Raw genomic sequence first — 19,492 nt, 5'->3', positions numbered from 1 at the left:
TGGTGCCCGTGTCTGGTTAGAAGATGGTATCAGATGGGTTTCAAAATAATTTAATACCAATCGCCAGTGTTTGTATCTGATCCTTCCGCTCAGAGCCAAGGTTGCTGAGAAGCTGCCAGCATCCGGTCATGCAAACCGGTAGGATCCCATGTAGAGGCTGCCGCCATCCCAGCTGTCGTGCAGCTTGTGGGGCTTGTCCTTGCCGGCGGCCCCCAGCGCCACAAACAGCGGGCGCAGGTGATCGTCATGGGGGTGTGCTTCCAGCGCTCCCGGGGCTCGCGTTCTGTACTCTTCCAGCGCGGGCCTGTCACCCTCGCTCATTGTCTGCTCCAGCCAGTTCACAAAATCGCTGGCCCAGCCGGGGACGGGCGAGTTGTCCGGCCCGAGAGCCCGCAGGTTGTGGGTAATAGCGCCGGAGGCCAGTATGCCTATCCCCTGTTCGCGCAGGCTCTGCAGTGCTTCCCCCAGTTGCCATAGCTGGGCTGGGCTGAAACTGGCCGGAATGGAGATCTGCACCAGGGGGATCTCGCTTGCCGGATCCATCAGGGAGAGCGGCGACCAGACGCCGTGATCCAGCTCGCGGCGCACCTGTGTAGCCGGCAAGCCCGCCAGCATCAGCTGATCGCCTACCGCCTCCTGCAACCACAGCGGACTCGTTGCCGGCCAGCGAATATGGTAGAGCGGCTCCGGAAAACCGTAGAAGTCATACATGAGCGCCGGATTGGGCTCGACGTTGATCTGCAGGTCGGTGCGGCTGAACCAGTGTGCCGAGATCACCACCAGTCCCTTGATATCGCCAAGGCGCAATGTTTTCAGGAAGTGGGTGGCCGGCTGGTCGCGCAGAACCAGATCCGGAGCGCCGTGAGAGATAAACCAGACGGGGGCGATAGACATGACAAGACTCCATATAAGCTGTGTCGGTACGCATTGCGTACCCGAAACCGGGGTCAGGGCGTCGGGCCACTGACGATGGGGTCATTATCTGCCTGGGATGCAAGGTTAACAATCTAGCGCTATGTATAAGCACTGTTCACCATTGGTTGATAGTAACAGTGGTTGGCGTGACAAGGCTGGGCCGCAGACAAGCAGAAACAACAAGGCCAGCGCAGTGCGCTGGCCTTGTCATAAGGCGCTGTCGAGGGACGGACTTACTGGATGCCCAGCAACTCAACGTTGAAGATCAGCACGGGCGCTCAGTGGGATCTTGCCAGCGGCGCGATTGGCATAAGCCTGCTTATTGAATACCCAGCAGCTCAACGTTGAAGATCAGCACGGGCGCTCAGTGGGATCTTGCCAGCGGCGCGATTGGTATAAGCCTGCTTATTGAATACCCAGCAGCTCAACGTCGAAGGTCTGCACGGGCGTTCAGTGGGATCTTGCCAGCGGCGCGATTGGCATAAGCCTGCTTATTGGATACCCAGCAGCTCAACGTCAAAGATCAGCACGGATCCCGGCGGTATCTTGCCAGCAGCACGGTCGCCATAAGCCAGATTGGCGGGGATGTAGAAGCGGGTCTTCTCACCTTCCACCATCAGCTGTACCCCTTCGGTCCAGCCAGCTATCACCTGATTGAGGCCAAATTCGATGGGCTCGCCACGGGCGACCGAGCTGTCGAAGACGGTGCCGTCCAGCAGCTTGCCCTCGTAGTGCACCTTCACTTTGCTGGTAGCTGTGGGGTGAACCGTGCCAGTGCCCGGGGTCAGTACCTCGTATTGCAGACCGGAGGCCGTGGTGGTCACCAGAGGTTTGTCTTTGTTGCTGGCGAGGAACTCGGCGCCCTTGCGCACATTTTCCACCGCTTGTTTTTTGTTGTTGCTGCTGGAGTAGAAGTAGTAGGCGACACCGGCAATCAGCAGCGCGATCAGAATGAATTTCATCAGTTTTTCCTTAAAGGCAATGAAGGCGGCATCTTATCCCAGTCGGGGAGGGAGGGCGAGCCGGGACGCAGGAGGATGTGACGGGGCAGACAGACGACGAGGGGGCCAGGATCCAGCCCCCTCGCCTCATCAGGGCGGATTACTTCGCCGCCACCATCATGAGGGCGGGCAGGGCGAAGAAGAGCCCGGCCACATAGCCCAGAGCCAGCAGTTTGTTCTCGCTACCGACCCGGGCCAGCCCCTCGGCGGCCTTGATGGGCAATTCCCGCAGGAAGGGCACGCCATAGATGAGCGCCACGGCAAACAAGTTGAACAGCACATGCACCAGGGCTATGGTCAGCGCCAGCTTGGCACCGACACCGCTGATGGCGGTGGCCGCCAGCAGGGCCGTGATGGTGGTGCCGATATTTGCCCCCAGGGTGAAGGGGTAGAGCTGACGAGTGGTGAACAGGCCGCTGCCGGCCAGGGGTATCATCAGGCTGGTGGTGGTGGAGGAGGACTGCACCATGACGGTGACCAGGGTACCGGAGGCAATGCCGGTCAGCGGACCACGACCCAGCGCCTTGTGCAGCAGATCCCTGGCGCGCCCTACCAGCACTCGTTGCAGTACCTTGCCGAGCCAGGTGACGCAGCCGAGGATCAGCAAGATGCCGATGACGATGGTGGCGATGGCGGCGCCCTTGCCCGGCAAGAAGGCGACCGCGCTGTCGATAAGGTTGAGCGCAGGGGAGATAAGGGGTTTCATAAAGTCCATCCCCTGCATCGACATGTCAGCGGAGCCTACCAGCAGCGTGGCCAGCCACTCGGCGCTCTTTTGCAGCAGACCAAACATCAGCTCCAGTGGCATGAAGATAAACACAGCCAGCAGGTTGAAGAAGTCGTGTACGGTCGCGGCGGCAAAGGCACGGCGAAACTCGGCCCTGTCCCGGATATGACCCATGGAGACTATGGTGTTGGTGATGGTGGTGCCGAGGTTGGCACCCATCACCATGGGGATAGCCATGCCGATGGGCAGGCCGCCCGCCACCAGACCGACGATCACCGAGGTGACAGTGCTGGAGGATTGCACCAGGGCCGTCGCCAGTATGCCGAGCAGCAGGGCGACAAAGGGATTGTTTGCGAAGGCGAAGATCTGGGCTGCGCCCTCGGCACCGCCGGAGAAGCCCTTGAAGCCGTGGGAAACGGCGCCAACGGCAACCAGAATGATGTAGACCAGTGCGATAACCGTGACCCAGTTGAACAGCGATCTGAAGTGGGATGCTCGCTGTTGTGGCAAGGATTGCGTCTGTTGCATGTAGCCTCTTGAGGACGGTGATACCGTTCGGGGTTGAAGTAGACCCGCGCATTTAATCAAGGCTCTATGACAGAAATATTACAAAGTGACACTTTTATGATGGTTTGATGACAAGGCTGCGCAGAGGGCCGGATAGCAAGAAGGGGAGCCATGGCTCCCCTTCTGCTTTTTTGCTGTGTGGCGCGCTCCCTTATTGGGAGTCGGCAGTCTCTTCGTACTGACGGAAGGGAATGCGGAACACCGCCAGACGCAGGAACAGATAGGTGACCCCGAGACCCGCCCAGATCAGGCCCAGCTCCAGGGAACTCTGTTCCAGGTTGATCCAGAGCGCACCGATAGTGGCGGCGCCGAGCAGCGGCAGCAGCAGGTAGAGCAGGTGATCCTTGATGCTCTTGTTGCGCTTCTCGCGTACCCAGAACTGGCCTATGACCGACAGGTTGACAAAGGTGAAGGCCACCAGGGCACCGAAGTTCACCAGCGCCAGCGCTGTGTCGAGATCAAACGACACGGCGGAGAGGGCGAGACAGCCCACCATCAGCACGTTGATGGCCGGCGTCCGGTATTTCGGATGGATGTAACCAAATACCCGCTCCGGGATCATGCGATCGCGCCCCATGACGTAGAGGATGCGGGACACGCCTGCGTGCGCCGCCATGCCGGAGGCCAGTACCGCCACTGTGGTACACACCAGTACCACGCTCTGGAAGAAGGCGCCGCCGACGTAGAGGGCAATCTCGGGCAGCACGGCATCGGGCTCCTTGAAGCGGGCCAGATCCGGGAAATAGAGCTGCAGGCAGTAGGAGACCACCACGAAGATGACGCCGCCGATGAGGGCGGTCAGCACGATGGCACGGGGTATCACCTTGCCGGCGTTCGGGGTCTCTTCACTGAGCGAGCTCAGGCCGTCGAAGCCGAGGAAGGAGAAGCAGAGGATGGTCGCACCGGTAAACAGCGGCACCACGCTGGCGGATTCGAAGTGGAACGGCCGGCTGCTCATCAGGGTCGCTGCGCCCTCACCCTGGTAGATGCCCCAGCCCATCAGACCGATGAAAAGGGTGATGATGGCCAGCTGGATCACTACTATCAGGCCATTGAAGTTGGCTACCAGGTTGATACCGCGCAGGTTGAGGAAGGTCATCACAGTCACCAGACCGAAGATGAAAATCCAGGGATCAACTCCGGGGAACATGGCGGTCAGGTAGATCTTGGCCAGCAGGATATTGATCATCGGCATGAACATGTAGTCGAGCAGGGAAGACCAGCCCACCATGAAACCGATGTAGGGGTTGAACACCTTCTGGGCATAGGTATAGGCAGAGCCCGCAGAGGGGAACTTGCGCACGAGATGACCGTAGCTGAACGCGGTCAGCAGTATGCCGCCCAGCGCCAGCAGATAGGCGGTGGCGACCCGCCCCTCCGTGATGTCACCGACGATGGCGAAGGTATCGAACACGGCCATGGGGGTCAGATAGGCGAGGCCCATCACCACCACCTGCCACATGCTGAGGGTTTTTTTCAGACGAACGGGTTGCTGGCTCATTCAGGCTTCCTCCTTGCACGGGCGGCAGGAAGTGGAATGGCTTGAGGCCATGGGACCGGGTTCTCGCGTACTCACAACATCGGTATGCAAACCACAGACGTTGGTCGCGTGGCGACCAAAGCAGGTTCCGGTGGCGACCGGAGACAAAGCAAACAAGAGCCCCATGTTTTTCCTCATTGCGGCATTAGGTTCATCTGAACCTTGATATCATTTCCGGAAGTTGTCCGGCCTCGAGTGGTAATAAAATTTTTCAAAATGAAAAATAACCGATGTGGGATCACATCGGTTATGAAAGCGGCGGGATTTTGCCCCAGATAGGGGGGGAAGACAAGCCACTAAAGGCATTCCGGGCAAGAGAATTATCAATGACCTGTTTTATATCAATAAATGGCGCCGTCACCCGTTCGGGGGAGAGCGGCGCCAGCCCAGTGTTGGCAAGGCTTGCAGCTCAATAGGTCGGCAAGGATACGCGCCAGAAGGTGGTACGCAAAAACAGATAAATTCCCCCTATGGCAGCCCAGATAATGCCGAGGATAAGAGAGGTTAGTTCGAGATTGAGCCAGAGAATCGCGACAGTCCCTGCCCCGCACAGGGGCAGCACCAGATATTGCAGGTGATCCTTAAGGGTTTTGTTGCGCCCCTGACGCACGTAATAGCAGGCGATCACTGACAGATTGACCACGGTAAAGGCCACCAGGGCACCGAAGTTGATCAGGGCCAGGGCGATTTCCAGATCGAAGCTGATGGCCGACAGCGCCAGTATGCCCACCAGCAGGATATTGAACACGGGTGTCTGCCACTTGGGGTGGATATAGCCGAAGGTGCGCTGGGGCAGCACCCTGTCCCGCCCCATCACGTAGAGGATGCGGGAGACACCGGCGTGGGAGGAGAGCCCCGACGCCAGCACGGCCACGCAGGCACAGACCAGCACCACGCTCTGGAACAGCTTGCCGCCCACATAGAGGGCAATCTCGGGCAGCACGGCATCCGGCTCCTTGAAGCGGGAGGCATCCGGGAAGTAGAGCTGCAGGGCATAGGCCACCACCACGAAGATAAGGCCGCCCAGCAGCGCAGTCAGGAAGATGGCCTTGGGGATCACCTTGCCGGCGTTGGGGGTCTCTTCACTGAGGGCGCTCAGGCTGTCAAATCCCAGAAAGGAGAAACAGAGGATGGTGGCGCCGGTCAGCAGTGGCAACACCTCTGCGTTGGTGCTGTAGATGGGCTGCAGGCTGACGGTGCCGAGCCCTTCGCCTTGGGCGATGCCGTATCCGATCAGGGCCAGAAACACCACCATGATGGCGATCTGGATCAAGATGATGACGCCGTTGAGGTTGGCCACCAGATCGATGCCGCGCAGGTTGATGAGGGTCATCAGCGCCGTCATGGCGCAGATGAAGATCCAGGGTTCGATGCCGGGAAACAGGGCGGTCAGGTAGATCTTGGCCAGCAGCATGTTGATCATCGGCAGGAACATGTAGTCGAGCAGGGATGACCAGCCCACCATGAAGCCCACCACGGGGGAGAACTCCTTCTGGGCATAGGTATAGGCGGAGCCGGCAACCGGATAGTGGCGCACCATCTGGCTATAGCTGGTGGCGGTGAACAACACGCCCACCAGGGCCAGCAGGTAGGCGGTAGTTACATGGCCCTGAGTGATGTCGGTGACGATGCCAAAGGTATCGAACACCACCATGGGGGTCATATAGGCCAATCCCATCACCACCACTTGCCACAGGGTCAGGGTTTGCTTCAATCGAGCCGGGCGTTGAGCCATTGGCCTCTCTCCTCGAATTTGGGGCGTATGTCCCGCGCCGCAGGCAGGCGAAGGACGCGTGACAGTGTGGCTGGCCTTGGAGGGAGCCCAGCGCGCCTGCCATCATTTTTTGGGGCGGGGATGATACCGTATGAGCAGGCCGTCCGCGATGGGCGGCCTGCGGTTATCTCACGGTATTTTTCGCCATGACCGATGAAACCGGGTGGATCTAGCCCTGACTGGCGGCGGTGAGCGCCTGTTCCAGCAGAGCCAGCCCTTCCTCGATCAAGGCCGGAGTGGCGGTAAGGGGTGCCAGGAAGCGGATGACGTTGGCCCGTACGCCGCAGGAGAGCAGCACAAGCCCACGTTTTCCAGCCTCGGCCACCAGCCGTTTGGTGAGGTCCGGGTCAGGCTGGCTGGCATCCCGACCCTTGACCAGTTCCATGGCCACCATGGCGCCGGGGCCGCGAATGTCGCCGATGCAGTCAAAACCCTCGGCCAACTGATGCAGGCGAGCCTTGATCTGCGCCCCCTGAGCCAGGGCTTTCTGGTTGAGTTGCTCCTCTTCGATCACCTCCAGCACCGCCAGGGCGGCGGCGCAGGCGATGGGGGAACCGGCATAAGTGCCCCCCAGACCGCCCGGCTTGGCAGCGTTCATGATGGCCGCCTTGCCCACCACGGCCGAGAGAGGGAAGCCACCGGCCAGACTCTTGGCGAGCGTCATGATGTCTGGTTCTATGCCGCTGTATTCAGTGGCAAAGGTTTTGCCGGTGCGACAGAAACCGCTCTGGATCTCGTCACAGATGAGCACTATGCCGTGCTGATCGCACAGCTTGCGCAGGCTCTGCATAAAGCTGGGAGAGGCGGAGTAGAAACCCCCTTCACCCTGCACGGGTTCGAGAATGATGGCTGCCACCCGGGCCGGTTCTATATCCGAGCTGAAGCAGAGATCCAGCGCGGCAAGGGCATCGGCCTCGCTCACCCCCAGGTAATCGCTCGGGAAGGGCAGGTGATAGACCTCTCCCGGGAAGGGGCCGAAACCCGTTTTGTAGGGCACTACCTTGCCGGTGAGCGCCATCCCCATCATGGTGCGACCGTGGAAGCCCCCCTTGAAGGCGATGGTGCCGCTGCGGCCCGTGTGGGCGCGGGCTATCTTGATGGCGTTCTCCACCGCCTCGGCGCCGGTGGAGAGAAACAGGGTGCGTTTTGGCGTAGGGCCGGGCACCAGGGCGTTGAGCTTCTCGGCAAGCTCGATATAGCCGGGGTAGGGGGTGACCTGAAAGCAGGTGTGGCTGAATTTTTCGAGCTGTTCACGCACTGCCGCCACCACTTTGGGGTGGTTGTGGCCCGTGTTGAGCACGGCGATGCCGGAGGCAAAGTCGATGTAGCGGTTGCCCTCCACGTCCCATAGCTCGGCGTTGAGAGCCTTGTCGATAAACACCGGCAGCAGGGTGCCGACGCCGTTGACCACGGCCGCTTCACGGCGGGCCTGCCAGGCCTGGTTGTTGTCTGCATGGCTATCTGAATGACTCATCTTTCCTCCCTGAGAGGCCTTGGCCCCTGTCTCAATGTGGCGAGCCTCCCAACCGGGAGCGCTCACTTGGTCCTTTTCATGACGGTATGCCTGCAAAGGCACGCTGCAGCTTGATAGCCGGACCCCATCCCGCCCCTCCCTGCCAGGTGGGGCAGTTTGCTCCTCCTTCTTAAGAAGGGAGAAGCCGGGGTCTGGTATAAATCCGCTCCTAGCGAATGCCCCCAAAGCAGAGATATTTGGTTTCCAGATACTCTTCCAGCCCCTCGGCCGCCCCTTCGCGGCCCAGACCCGACTCCTTGATGCCGCCAAAGGGGGCCAGCTCGGTGGAGATGATCCCCTCGTTGATGCCCACCATGCCGTATTCGAGCTGTTCGGCTACCCGCCACACCCGGGCTATGTCGCGGCCATAGAAGTAGGCGGCCAGCCCGTAGGGGGTGTCGTTGGCGATGGCGATGGCCTCGGCTTCGGTGTCAAAACGTACCAGCGGAGCGACCGGGCCGAAGATCTCCTCCTGCAAAATGGGGTTGGTTTTATCGACATTGCCCAAAATGGTGGGCTGGTAGAACAGCGGGCCGGCGGGATGCGGCTCGCCGCCTACCAGCACCTTGGCGCCGGCGGCTTCGGCCTGCTTGACCAGCGCGGCCACCTTGCTGGCCGCGGCGGGGTTGATCAGCGGGCCTATCTGGGTGCCCTCGCTCATGCCATCCCCCACCTTGAAGCCCTGCACGGCAGCGGTCAGCTTCTCGGCGAAGGCATCGTAGACACCGGCCTGCACCAGGATACGGTTGGCGCAGACGCAAGTCTGGCCCGCGTTGCGGTACTTGGAAGCGAGCGCCCCGGCGATGGCGGCGTCGAGATCGGCATCGTCAAACACGATGAAGGGGGCGTTGCCACCCAGCTCCAGCGACAGCTTCTTCATGGTGTCGGCGCACTGGCGCATCAGCAGCTTGCCGATGCGGGTCGAGCCGGTGAAGGAGAGCTTTCGCACAGCCTTGTTGTTGCACAGCTCATTGCCCACCGCTGACGAGTGATGGGTGGTAACGATATTGATAACGCCAGCCGGAATGCCGGCCGCTTCCGCCAGCGCCGCCAGCGCCAGCGCGCACAGCGGAGTCTCGGCGGCAGGTTTGATGACGATGGTGCAACCGGCTGCCAACGCCGGGCCTGCCTTGCGGGTGATCATGGCGATGGGGAAGTTCCATGGCGTGATGGCGGCGACCACCCCCACCGGCTGCTTGATGGTGGCCAGACGCCTGTCGCTGGAAAAACCCGGAATGGTGCGGCCATAGGCGCGCTTGCCCTCTTCTGCGAACCACTGGATAAAGCTGGCGCCGTAAGCCACTTCCCCCTTGGCCTCGGCCAGCGGCTTGCCCTGCTCGCAGGTCATGATGCGAGCCAACTCGTCCTGATTGGCCATGATGAGTTCAAACCAGGCGTAGAGTTTGTTGCTGCGCTCCTTGGCCGTGAGGGCGGCCCAGGGCGCTTGCGCCGCACTGGCGGCCTCGATGGCGCGGCGGGTGTCCACCTCGTCCATGTCGGGTACCTGGGTGATGATCTGGCCATTGGCCGGATTGAGTACCTCGAAGTGGCGTCCGTTATGCGCCTCGCACCAGCGACCATCTATATAGGCAAGGGACTTGATCAAGGAGAGAGCGGGTTGTGATGCTGACATAGAAGGAAGCCTCGATTGTGGGTCAGGGTGGCCAAGGGATCCTGTGCTGCCACCGTATAGAATAATAAGCACAGAAAGACCATAAATTGAGCTGAAATGTTTTTCAAGTGTTAAATATATTTGAGTAAACGGGGCGCTGCATGCTAGAAATGGAGCTGTTAGGGCGATTTTACCGGTTTTTGTGGGATTGGGTGTGCAAAATAATGAACAGCACGTGCCGTGCAGGATAACGAACAGGTCCGGTAATGTGACTCGCTATTTTAACCGGTTGCGCCCTCGAACCGATCCGCAAGCACACTCGACAGGCACACAAGCAGATAAATACGCAAGTCGGCAGGCACACAAGGAGGTGGGCGATGCAGCAACCACAAGCAGAGGCAAAGCGGCAGACCATGACGGCTAACCCGCTGATGGACAAGAGTATGGGGGAGCGCCTCGCTGCCACTCGCCGCCGTCTCGGGCTCTCCCAGCGACGGGTCGCCGAGCTGAGCGGGCTGACCCACGGCGCCATCTGCATGATAGAGCAGGACAAGGTGAGCCCGTCGGTGGCCTCCTTGCAGAAGCTGCTTAACGTCTATGAGCTGCCGCTGTCGCGCTTCTTTGCCGAGGAGGAGGGGCGTGCGCCAAGCGTGGTGATCAAGGCCGAGCAGTTGATCGAACTGGGCAGTCAGGGGGTTTCCATGAAGCTGGTGCACAACGGCAATAATCGTCGCCAGCTTGGCTTCATGCTGGAGACCTATGCACCCGGCACCGACACTGGCGGCCAGGTCAAGCATCTGGGGGAGGAGGTCGGTACAGTGCTGGAAGGGTCTGTGATCCTGACGGTGGCCGGGCAGACCTATCCACTCAGCGCCGGGGACAGCTATGTGATCGACACAGGCGAGCCCCACAGTTTCAGCAATCCGTCGGGGCAGACTTGTCGCATCGTCAGCGCCCATACCCCGGCCAACTTCTAGTGTCGAGACTATGTCTCGTTTGGGAAAAGAACCGGTAAGGAAACAGGGATCATGACCGAGCATGTAAACAGTTACTACGCAGCCAGTGCCAATCAACACGCACCTTATCCGACATTGACCGAGCAGCTTGAGTGCGATGTCTGCATCATAGGGGCAGGTTACACCGGCCTTTCCAGTGCGCTGCATCTGGTGGAAAAGGGCTATTCGGTGGTGGTGCTGGAGGCGGCCCGGGTAGGCTTTGGCGCCAGCGGTCGCAACGGCGGCCAGATCGTCAACTCCTACAGCCGCGATATCGACACCATAGAAGCGAACTGCCCGCCGGATCAGGCAAGGCTGCTCGGTTCCATGTTGTTTGAAGGGGGGCAGATCATCCGCGAGCGGATCAAACGCTACAACATTCAGTGCGACCTGCAGGAGGGGGGCGTCTTTGCCGCCGAGACGGAGCGCCAGCTCCATGAGCTCAAGGCTCAGCAGGCCCGTTGGCAGAAGTGGGGCAACGACAAGCTGGAGCTGCTCGACGGGGACGGGATCCGCGAGGTGGTAGCGAGTGATCGCTACGTCGGCGGCCTGCTCGACAAGAGCGGCGGCCATATTCACCCCCTCAACCTGGCGCTGGGGGAGGCCGAAGCCATCCGCATGCAGGGGGGGCGGATTTTTGAGCAATCCGCCGTCACCAGCATTACCCCGGGCCAACCGGCACTGGTGAAGACCGCCAAGGGGGCGGTGAAGGCGCGCTTCGTGGTAGTGGCCGGCAACGCCTATCTTGGCAACCTGGTGCCCGAGCTCGCTGGCAAGAGCATGCCCTGCGGTACCCAGGTGATCGCCACCGAGGTGCTGGGGGAGGAGCGCGCCCGCTCCCTCTTGCCGCAAAATTACTGCCTGGAAGATTGCAACTACCTGCTCGACTACTACCGCACCTCCGGCGATCACCGTCTGCTCTACGGCGGTGGCGTTGTGTATGGCGCGCGAGATCCGGCAGATATCGAACGGCTGATCATCCCCAAGATGCTCAAGACCTTCCCGCAGCTGGCAGGCGTCAAGGTGGAATACACCTGGACCGGCAACTTCCTGCTGACTCTGTCGCGCCTGCCACAGTTTGGCCGTATCGGCCCCAACATCTATTACATGCAGGGTTACAGCGGCCACGGTGTCACCTGTACCCATCTGGCGGGCAAGCTGCTCTCCGAGGTATTGAGTGGTCAGGCAGAGCGCTTCGATGCCTTCGCCAAGCTGCCGCACTATCCCTTCCCCGGCGGCCGCCTGTTTCGTATCCCCTTTACCGCCGCCGGCGCCGCCTGGTACACCCTGCGCGACCGCTTGGGGGTGTAAGCGCCGCCGATTCAGCCCGCAAGTCGTTCACCTTGGCAGATGCCAGAAACAACAAGGCCACCGTTATGGTGGCCTTGTTGTTGACTGCAGTGACAGACCCGCTGGCTCGGTAAGCCGAAGAGGCAGGCCGCAGCAGTTAAACGGACTCGATATAGTAGGCCTCAACGGTGCCTTTCAGGGTGATCAGGATCGGCTGACCGCGACGATCCAGCGCCTTGGGGGAGGGGATCTTCACCCAGCCTTCACTGATGCAATACTCCTCGACATCGGTGCGCTCTTTACCATTGAGTCGAATACCGATCGGGTGTTCGAAACAGGCTGCGACATGGTGCGGGCTGCGCGGGTTGCCCGCAAGGTGATCCGGCAGTGCCGGTTTGGTGTTGGTATCGCTCATCAATATGACCTGAAATGGGTAAAAAGTGCGTCATTGTAGAGAATGCCGTCATGGCATTCAAGGTGGTCATAAAGCCCATAAGCAGCACCCGCCACCCATTTTTGGGGCCTCGTTATTGCTCGTTGGTGTTCAGGATGTTTATTGGCTTTTTCGGTCAGTGTCGGGCTTGGCTGACCGTTTGACATGACGGTGCGCAACATATTAACGGGACTGCGTTTCGCTTTGTTTTCTGAATGCACTGGGTGTCAGGCCCGTTAGGCGAGAAAATTCGCGATTAAAGTTGGATTTGGTCTGGAAGCCCGCATTCATCAATATCTGGGTGACGGTTTCATTTGTCGTCAGTAGCGCTTTTTTTGCATGCTCGATACGATATTCATTGATCACTCTGGATATGCTTTTTTTGTGTACCTGATTGACCGCCGTCGAGATCTGTTTGGCGGGAATGCCCAGCTTGCGCGACAGCATTGCCAATGTCAGATCCGGATCGAGATAGCTTGCTTTTTCTTGCATCAGCTTATCCAGCATGACGGTAATCTCGTTGGCACGCTCTTCTGTCAGCAATGGTTCCGCGCTTGGCACCTTGGATATATGCGGTTTCTCTGGTTTACCAACGTCATCAAATGATGGCGTATTGACACCCACCATGATCACGGCAAGTGCCAGTGCTGGCAGCAGTATCAAGTGACCTAGCGTTAGAATATAAAGGGAAAACTTGCCCTGATTAACTGCAAAGTCGATGGATATGGCGGTATCAATCACCGCAGAGAATAATAACATCCAACCCGCTGCGTTTTCGGCCCTTTTCACTCCTTCCCAATGACTTAACGAGACATGGATGAGGAGCGGCTCCTTCGCGGAATAACGTACCAGAGCAATACCATAAAACAGATAAATTGCAGTGAGGATCTCATCCAGAGGTAGCGCAAAAAAGGAGTGAGTAAAGAGGCTGATCGCCACCAATATAGGCCCGATGGCATGTTTATAAGCAATTCTGCCTGTGTCGGTGCTGGCACGGGTAAAGATGTGCCAGGCCGTGACCGGGATGAGTGATGCAAGTATTGGCTGGGCAAAACTGAAGAGAGCAATATCGAAAGTCCAGCGAAGCCCTACAAGTCCGGTGGTAGCCGCACAGAGCGCCAAAAACAGGCAAGCCGTTTTTGCTTGTTCGGCCAATCGCACATACAGGGTCACCACCAGCAAGGCCAGCATTAGAGAGACAACGAAGGGTACGGGAATTGCGAGCATAACTGATCCTGATCCCAGCCATGGTAGTGAAAAGATAACGTCATGCCAGCATAACGGTTCGCATCCAGGTAAAGAAGAATGTCACGGACAAAGACAGGTTTTAGCACGTCCTAAAACCGGTTTCAGGACGTCTCACGCCGCGTTCGCCACCAAGATGGGTGACCAAATAACGCTGGAGATATCCTGAATGTTATCTTTTTATTTACTTGCGTGGCGCCGTTACTTTGATTTTTCCGGTTTCTCTTCCAGAAAGGAGTTCTGGATGTTCATGTGGGTGCATTTGTTGGTCACTCTTATGTGTATCGCACTGGATGTACGTCTGGATGATATGACCTGGCTGGATATGGGCTATGGCGTGGCAAGTGCCATTCCCGTGGTTGCACTTGTCGTCCGCCGTCTGCACGATATAGATCGTTCGGGATGGTGGGGCTGTGTCTTTTTTGTCCCTGTCATCGGCCCCTTTGTGTTGATCTATTTTCTCTCGCAGCAAGGCGATTCATACGCTCAATCAGCGAGGAAGACATAATGAAACATTATCTATGGCTGTTCATGCTGGCGTGTCCGGTCCTGCTCGCCGAGACTGTTGATATTCATGATTTCCCCAAGGGGGCGCTGGGTATATTGTCGGTAGAACGTTTGACTCAGGGGAGTCTTTTATGGATGCAGGGGCGAGTTGGTGAAGGGAGCTATACCGCAGCTGATAGCGAAGGCCGCCACTGTACAGTCAAGGTACCGGTTGTGGTTGGGCGGGTAGCAAATACCGGGCTGGGGATAGACTCAGTGACGGGACTGTCGATCATTGTGATGAATCAACAGCTAAGTGATGCCTTGCTCAAGGGCGAGCGTATTAATAGTAACGAATGGCACTTTGCCGGGGTGGCAGAACAGTTGTCAGCAGATGGCTACATAGTAAAAGGCATTGAGGCAGATGAAGGGTTTGTTCTAAATTCAAAACTGCGCTGGATTTCCTGGCTGCTGGATGACAAACCCGCGTTGAACTGCCGCTAATTGAATATAAAAAACACCGCCAGCTGGCGGTGTTTTGATATGGAGGCTTATTGAGCCAGTGATTTCAGTTGCTGCTTGTCCGGCGGGTTATTCCAGTCGATGGGGCCGTGGGTGAAGCGATACTGCAGGCGGGGCAGGCTGGTTTCCAGCCACTCTTCCCGAAAATAGGCATAGCCTTGATCCCAGTCAGGATCGTTTGCCCAGCCGCTTTGCAGGAAGTAGAGGCGAGTACCCTGACCTTCAGGCACAAAACGCAGGCTGACCTGAGTTTTTTGCAGCCGAATATGGGGCAGGGAGGGCGGAAAGTTCCAGCTGAAGCTGAGCAGGTCGTGGGGCATGACGGCCATCACCCGACAGCCTTCGCTACCACGTTCACCCAGCGGGGCATCGGGCCTGAAATAGATCTCGAAGGGACCATTCGGTTCGGGCACCATCAGGCATTCCGGCGCCAGGAAGCTGCGCAGGCCGCTCTCGGTTGTCCAGGCACGCCAGACATCGTCGATATGGGCCGGAACAAAGATGTTACCTTCTATCTGCTTGTTATCCATAAATCAGCGAGCCTCAAACCATCCATACATGGGACTCAGGCAGTATAGCCCCATGGGCGATAAAATGGACAGAGGTGTGTCACACCCGTGCCATGGGTCGGTCGTTATTCTGACCATGATATTTGACACTGTGTGGCGATCCATCCGACAGTGTTGCCAAGTGATAATAGTGACGAAGGAAGGCCTGATGATCAGAGTCATGCGAGAGACGGATATTCACCAATTGGCGCAGCTGTACCTGAAGGGGCGGCGTCAGACCTTTCACTGGGTCGACCCTTCCCACTTTCGGCTTGAGGATTTCGACGAGCATACCCGGGGCGAGCAGCTCTGGGTGGCTGAACAGGGTGGCACCCCTTGCGGGTTTGTTTCCATCTGGGGGGATGAGAGCTTCGTGCACCATCTCTACGTGTCGGCCGACTGGCACGGTCAGGGGCTGGGGCGGGCACTGCTGAGCCAGGGGTTGGCGGCTTGTCGAAAGCCAGCCTCACTCAAGGTGGCGACCCACAATACCTCTGCTCTGGCCTTCTATCATCGCCTCGGCTGGCAGAATACGGAGGAAACGGGTCACTGCGAGATCACAGGCCCCTGGCGTCGCTTGATCCTCAAATAACATGATGTGAAGCGCGAGGGCGAGAATATAGGGATGGCAGGTATGGGGCGCTATGGGGCAGTAATATATAGCGCCATTCGTCTACCTTGAGCCTCGTCTGAGTGGTACAGGTTTTAACCACAATGGCCAATTGTGAAAATAGCTGACATAAGTGTGATGAGAAATATGCCAGGGTGTGTCTGTCTATTTGTCAGGCACGCCGGCGAGAATTGTGTGGTGAGCGATCACGGCGGTTACGACAATGAGCAACGAGTGAATAAAGTCGCTGGCATATTCAGCCAATCGTTTTTGTTAAGAAAGTGACAGGAACTATAAAAACAGTATGTTGTTATCAAACAGGCATGCTATTCTCAAGCTGTGTTATCCCTGTGACAAACAAAAATAATTTTGTGAGGAAGTAATGAACGAATTTCTGAAAGTTCTGCTGAACATTCGCAGCCTGCGTGCTGCCATCCGTGAATTGCCGTTTGAACAGCTGCAAGAAGCGAAAGAAAAGTTTGAGCTGGTATATAACGAGCGCGCCGAGTCTGTTGAGCAAGAGCGTGCCGAGCAGGAAGAGCGTCAGCGCAAGCTGAGCGAGTTCACCGAAATGCTGCAGCAAGCCGGTATTGATCCCCGTGAGCTGATCAACAGTGCCGCTGCCCCAGCCGCCACTGCTGGCGCCGCCAAGAGCAAGCGCGCACCACGTCCTGCCAAGTACAAGTATCAGGAAGATGGCCAGGAGAAGACCTGGACCGGCCAGGGCCGTATGCCGAAAGCCATTGCCGAGCAAGTTGCGCTGGGCAAGGATCTGAATGATTTCCTGATCTGATCCACCGGATCGATCATGAATGATGCCGCCCGCGAGGCGGCATTATTATTTGTATTCACCGAAGTATTCTCCTGTCAATTCCCTCCTCATTTTGTACTGTCCCTGTTTGTCGCAGTGCGACAGCATACTGTCTGCCGTGATGCTTGCCTCCCTTATTGGCCGATTAATTGTCATGTGTGCATCGGCTTGTGGTTTCCCCATCTTGTATTGCCAGCAGTTCACCGACGACCAATGAGAGACGAGTCACTGGACTCATATAGCCCATTGTATATTCTCCTCCACCATTCCCCAGAAAATTAGGGGGCATTAAGCTGCCCGCAAGGAAGCTACGATTCTTTTTACTCATCGGAGGGGCTTTTTCCATTAACTGGCATGATTTTCAGTTTTATCTGACATGGCGTAAAGGGGAGCCTGTATGCCGGTTGCTGGTCATCGAGTGAAGAAAGAAGAGAGGTAGCACGGATATTTTCTTTATCCCATCCAAAGCCCGCACCCTATGGTCTTTATCCTGAACGGATAAGTATGGGTCATTTTATTTGGCGACCTTGCTGACTAAATGGTAATGACGGGACTTGCAGATAATAAGGCTCCCGCTGGGGGAGCCTTCTCTTGTTCAGCTGGCCAATTGGGCATCCCAGTGTACCGTTCCGGGCTGGCGTCGGGTCCTGCTCTGGCGACGTATCTCGACAGCCTCGGCCAGCATGGCGAGCAGGGTCTGGGTATCGTCCCAGCACAGGCAGGCGTCGGTGACCGACTGGCCATAGGCGAGTTCGTTCAATGGCGCAGGCTTCTGGCTGCCCCCTTGCAAGAAGCTCTCGACCATGACGGCGGCGATGGCGTCGCTGCCTTCCCCCAGCTGACGGCAGAGCTCACCTGCCACCCGGATCTGATTTTTGTGCAGTTTCTGGCTGTTGCCGTGGCTGCAATCCACCATCAGGCGGTGGCTGAGCCCCTGCCGCGTCAGGCGTTCGGCGGCATCCTCCACGTCGCTCTGGTGATAATTGGGGCGGGTGCCGCCACGCAATATGATGTGGCCTGCGGGATTGCCTTCGCTCTTGATCACCACAATGCCGCCCTGACTGCCCGGCGCGGTGAACAGATGAGAGGCTTCACTGGCCTGGATGGCGTCGATGGCGACCCGGATATTGCCGTCCGTGCCATTCTTGAAGCCGACAGGACAGGGCAGCGCCGAGGCCAGCTGACGGTGCACCTGGGATTCGGTGGTGCGGGCGCCGATGGCTCCCCAGCTGATGAGGTCGGCAAGATAGAGGAAGCTGGTGGTATCGAGAAACTCGGTGGCGGTGGCCAATCCCAGACGGTTGATGTCGAGCAGCAGCTGACGCGCCAGCCGCAGGCCGTGACCTATGTCGTTACTGCCATCCAGATGAGGGTCGAATACCAGCCCCTTCCAGCCCACTGTGGTGCGTGGCTTCTCGAAATAGGTGCGCATCACTATCTGCAACCTGTCTTGATAGGCGTCGGCCAACCGCACCAGTCGCTGTGCGTAATCGAGGGCGGCGAGGGGATCGTGGATGGAGCAGGGACCTATCACCACCAGCAGGCGATCGTCTTCTCCTGTCAGGATCTGGCGAACCTGCTGGCGATGGTGATCGATCTGCGCTGCAACCTCGCTGGGACAGGGATGAAGTGCCAACAGGTCGGCAGGAGTGGGAAGAGCCTCCACCGCGAAGGCGCGCATTACTGAGTTCAAAACTGCCATCTGGATTACCTTGCTGTGCAAACGGGAGTGAATGACGTGCGCTCCACATCCAAACCCGGGGCATGGAGATAGGCTGCAATGGGGCGTCATCACTGTTTATTGTTGAGAGTGATTATCATTATCTGGTTGTTTGCATCAAATCAAGCACAACCGCTCGGATCACCACAATGGGGGGCAAGGAGCAAATCAGGGGAGTGCACATAGCAATCAAGCCCATGACCTGCAGGCCATGAGCTTGATATTCCAAGGAAAAAAATGGGCAGTTCAGCTGTCCATCACATCATGACGGGCGTGGTGATAGGCCTCTTCATCCTTGCCGTGGCGCCAGTAGGGGACTGCGTAGACCCGAGTGCGATCCACCTCCAGGGTGCGCCTGACGTGACGGCGCAATGGCACCACCAGCCCCTCTTCACCGCCGAACCAGAAGTAGCTCGCCTGCTCCTGCATCGGCAGGGCGGTGAAATACGCCACCAGTGGCTCAGTCTGCTCGGGGGGGCCGATAAACCAGCGCAAGGTCACGCCAGCGGGTAGCGACAGATCCTGCACATCTTCCTGATAAGGTACCAGCAGGGCGATGTGGCCCTGGGCGTCGGCGGGCATTACCTCGGCCATGGCACTGATGGCGGGCAGGGAGGTGAGGTCACCCACCATGTAGTAGTGCCGGGCAGGCTGCAGCATGGGATCCGGGCCACCCGGGCCCGAGATGGCAAGCAGATCGCCGGGTTTGACCTGCATGGCAAAGCGGCTGGCAGGGCCGGCATCGCCGTGCAGCGCGAAGTCGATGTCCAGCTCCAGTGCCTCGCGACGAAATGCCCGTATGGTGAAGGTGCGCATGATGGGGCGCTGGCTCGGGTCTTCCCAGCGCGGCCCTTGCGGGGTGGGCGTGGGCAGTACGGCGTGGGTCTGGCCCGGCTGTGGCAGCATGATCTTGATATGGGCGCCGCCGCAGGTGAAGGGGTAGTCAGCGAGTTCCGGGCTGGTCAGGCAGACTCGGCGCAGGTGCGGGCTCACATCCCGGACGTGTTTGACCGTGAGCAGACGAGGGCGATTGACCGGGGTGGGCTGAGACATATGAATACTCCTGACTGACAATGACGCCCATTTTTCATTAAATGAAAACTATTATCAATTGCTTTGTGTGACAGTCAATCAGGAAGGGGACATAAAGAGGGGGAAAAAGCACCGCCTCTCATGGCATGAG

General features: G+C 58.3%; 18 protein-coding genes. 6 read left to right on the top strand and 12 right to left on the bottom strand.

Translation table 11 applies throughout. From position 1 onward, the window contains the following. Positions 1-126 precede the first annotated feature (126 nt). The 7 genes from ONZ54_RS16045 to ONZ54_RS16015 form a co-directional block, all read right to left on the bottom strand. Entirely contained in the window at positions 127-894 is a 768-nt protein-coding gene (locus ONZ54_RS16045; RefSeq protein WP_271786651.1) for a DODA-type extradiol aromatic ring-opening family dioxygenase, read from the bottom strand. A gap of 512 nt (positions 895-1,406) precedes the next feature. Continuing rightward, a complete protein-coding gene (locus ONZ54_RS16040; RefSeq protein ID WP_021138077.1) occupies positions 1,407-1,877 on the bottom strand; it encodes an FKBP-type peptidyl-prolyl cis-trans isomerase in 471 nt (156 codons plus the stop codon). 139 nt (positions 1,878-2,016) lie between these two features. Beyond that, a complete protein-coding gene (locus tag ONZ54_RS16035; protein WP_058394311.1) occupies positions 2,017-3,171 on the bottom strand; it encodes a sodium:phosphate symporter in 1,155 nt (384 codons plus the stop codon). A 190-nt stretch (positions 3,172-3,361) separates the two neighbouring features. Beyond that, positions 3,362-4,711, bottom strand: coding sequence for an APC family permease (locus ONZ54_RS16030; protein ID WP_005312486.1), 1,350 nt, complete (start codon positions 4,709-4,711; stop codon positions 3,362-3,364). 448 nt (positions 4,712-5,159) lie between these two features. Further along, the gene (locus ONZ54_RS16025) at positions 5,160-6,485 is read right to left on the bottom strand and encodes an APC family permease (protein ID WP_271786650.1); all 1,326 of its coding nucleotides are present in this window, start codon (positions 6,483-6,485) and stop codon (positions 5,160-5,162) included. A 208-nt stretch (positions 6,486-6,693) separates the two neighbouring features. Then, on the bottom strand, positions 6,694-7,998 hold the full coding sequence (gabT, locus tag ONZ54_RS16020) for a 4-aminobutyrate--2-oxoglutarate transaminase (protein WP_265421288.1): 1,305 nt from the start codon (positions 7,996-7,998) through the stop codon (positions 6,694-6,696). Between the two features lie 208 nt (positions 7,999-8,206). Beyond that, positions 8,207-9,670, bottom strand: coding sequence for an NAD-dependent succinate-semialdehyde dehydrogenase (locus tag ONZ54_RS16015; protein ID WP_271786649.1), 1,464 nt, complete (start codon positions 9,668-9,670; stop codon positions 8,207-8,209). Positions 9,671-10,026: 356 nt separating this feature from the next. On the opposite strand from ONZ54_RS16015, the gene puuR reads away from it, so the two are divergent. Both puuR and ONZ54_RS16005 read left to right on the top strand, forming a co-directional pair. Next, complete coding sequence (puuR, locus tag ONZ54_RS16010) at positions 10,027-10,626, top strand: HTH-type transcriptional regulator PuuR (protein ID WP_005312499.1); 600 nt, start codon at positions 10,027-10,029, stop codon at positions 10,624-10,626. 51 nt (positions 10,627-10,677) lie between these two features. After that, on the top strand, positions 10,678-11,955 hold the full coding sequence (locus ONZ54_RS16005) for an NAD(P)/FAD-dependent oxidoreductase (protein ID WP_099992205.1): 1,278 nt from the start codon (positions 10,678-10,680) through the stop codon (positions 11,953-11,955). A 136-nt stretch (positions 11,956-12,091) separates the two neighbouring features. Here ONZ54_RS16005 and ONZ54_RS16000 read toward each other — a convergent pair whose 3' ends face one another. Both ONZ54_RS16000 and ONZ54_RS15995 read right to left on the bottom strand, forming a co-directional pair. Further along, the gene (locus ONZ54_RS16000) at positions 12,092-12,349 is read right to left on the bottom strand and encodes a DUF3297 family protein (protein WP_005312504.1); all 258 of its coding nucleotides are present in this window, start codon (positions 12,347-12,349) and stop codon (positions 12,092-12,094) included. A gap of 201 nt (positions 12,350-12,550) precedes the next feature. After that, complete coding sequence (locus ONZ54_RS15995) at positions 12,551-13,594, bottom strand: helix-turn-helix domain-containing protein (protein ID WP_271786648.1); 1,044 nt, start codon at positions 13,592-13,594, stop codon at positions 12,551-12,553. 187 nt (positions 13,595-13,781) lie between these two features. Here ONZ54_RS15995 and ONZ54_RS15990 point away from each other — a divergent pair, with 187 nt between their 5' ends. Further along, complete coding sequence (locus ONZ54_RS15990) at positions 13,782-14,120, top strand: DUF805 domain-containing protein (protein ID WP_271786647.1); 339 nt, start codon at positions 13,782-13,784, stop codon at positions 14,118-14,120. Next, positions 14,120-14,602: a hypothetical protein gene (locus ONZ54_RS15985; protein WP_271786646.1), complete on the top strand. Its 483-nt coding sequence runs from the start codon at positions 14,120-14,122 to the stop codon at positions 14,600-14,602. The genes ONZ54_RS15990 and ONZ54_RS15985 overlap by 1 nt, the downstream gene beginning before the upstream one ends. A gap of 47 nt (positions 14,603-14,649) precedes the next feature. On the opposite strand, the gene ONZ54_RS15980 is transcribed toward ONZ54_RS15985, so the two are convergent. Continuing rightward, positions 14,650-15,150, bottom strand: a complete 501-nt coding sequence (locus ONZ54_RS15980) for an SRPBCC family protein (RefSeq protein ID WP_021138069.1) — start codon at positions 15,148-15,150, stop codon at positions 14,650-14,652. A 187-nt stretch (positions 15,151-15,337) separates the two neighbouring features. On the opposite strand from ONZ54_RS15980, the gene ONZ54_RS15975 reads away from it, so the two are divergent. Together ONZ54_RS15975 and ONZ54_RS15970 are read left to right on the top strand one after the other, a co-directional pair. After that, entirely contained in the window at positions 15,338-15,760 is a 423-nt protein-coding gene (locus ONZ54_RS15975; RefSeq protein WP_265421284.1) for a GNAT family N-acetyltransferase, read from the top strand. Positions 15,761-16,160: 400 nt separating this feature from the next. Continuing rightward, positions 16,161-16,571, top strand: coding sequence for an H-NS family histone-like protein (locus ONZ54_RS15970; RefSeq protein WP_005312526.1), 411 nt, complete (start codon positions 16,161-16,163; stop codon positions 16,569-16,571). 613 nt (positions 16,572-17,184) lie between these two features. On the opposite strand, the gene ONZ54_RS15965 is transcribed toward ONZ54_RS15970, so the two are convergent. Both ONZ54_RS15965 and ONZ54_RS15960 read right to left on the bottom strand, forming a co-directional pair. Further along, complete coding sequence (locus ONZ54_RS15965; protein ID WP_271786645.1) at positions 17,185-18,291, bottom strand: 3-deoxy-7-phosphoheptulonate synthase; 1,107 nt, start codon at positions 18,289-18,291, stop codon at positions 17,185-17,187. Positions 18,292-18,555: 264 nt separating this feature from the next. Further along, positions 18,556-19,362 (bottom strand): siderophore-interacting protein, encoded by an 807-nt coding sequence (locus ONZ54_RS15960; RefSeq protein ID WP_271786644.1) that lies wholly within the window; start codon positions 19,360-19,362, stop codon positions 18,556-18,558. Positions 19,363-19,492 lie beyond the last annotated feature (130 nt).

Origin of the sequence: Aeromonas salmonicida (assembly GCF_028355655.1) — a bacterium.
Taxonomy (GTDB): Bacteria; Pseudomonadota; Gammaproteobacteria; order Enterobacterales; family Aeromonadaceae; genus Aeromonas; species Aeromonas salmonicida.
Note: the sequence above shows the minus strand (reverse complement) of the source record. Positions and strands in the feature narration are given on the sequence as shown.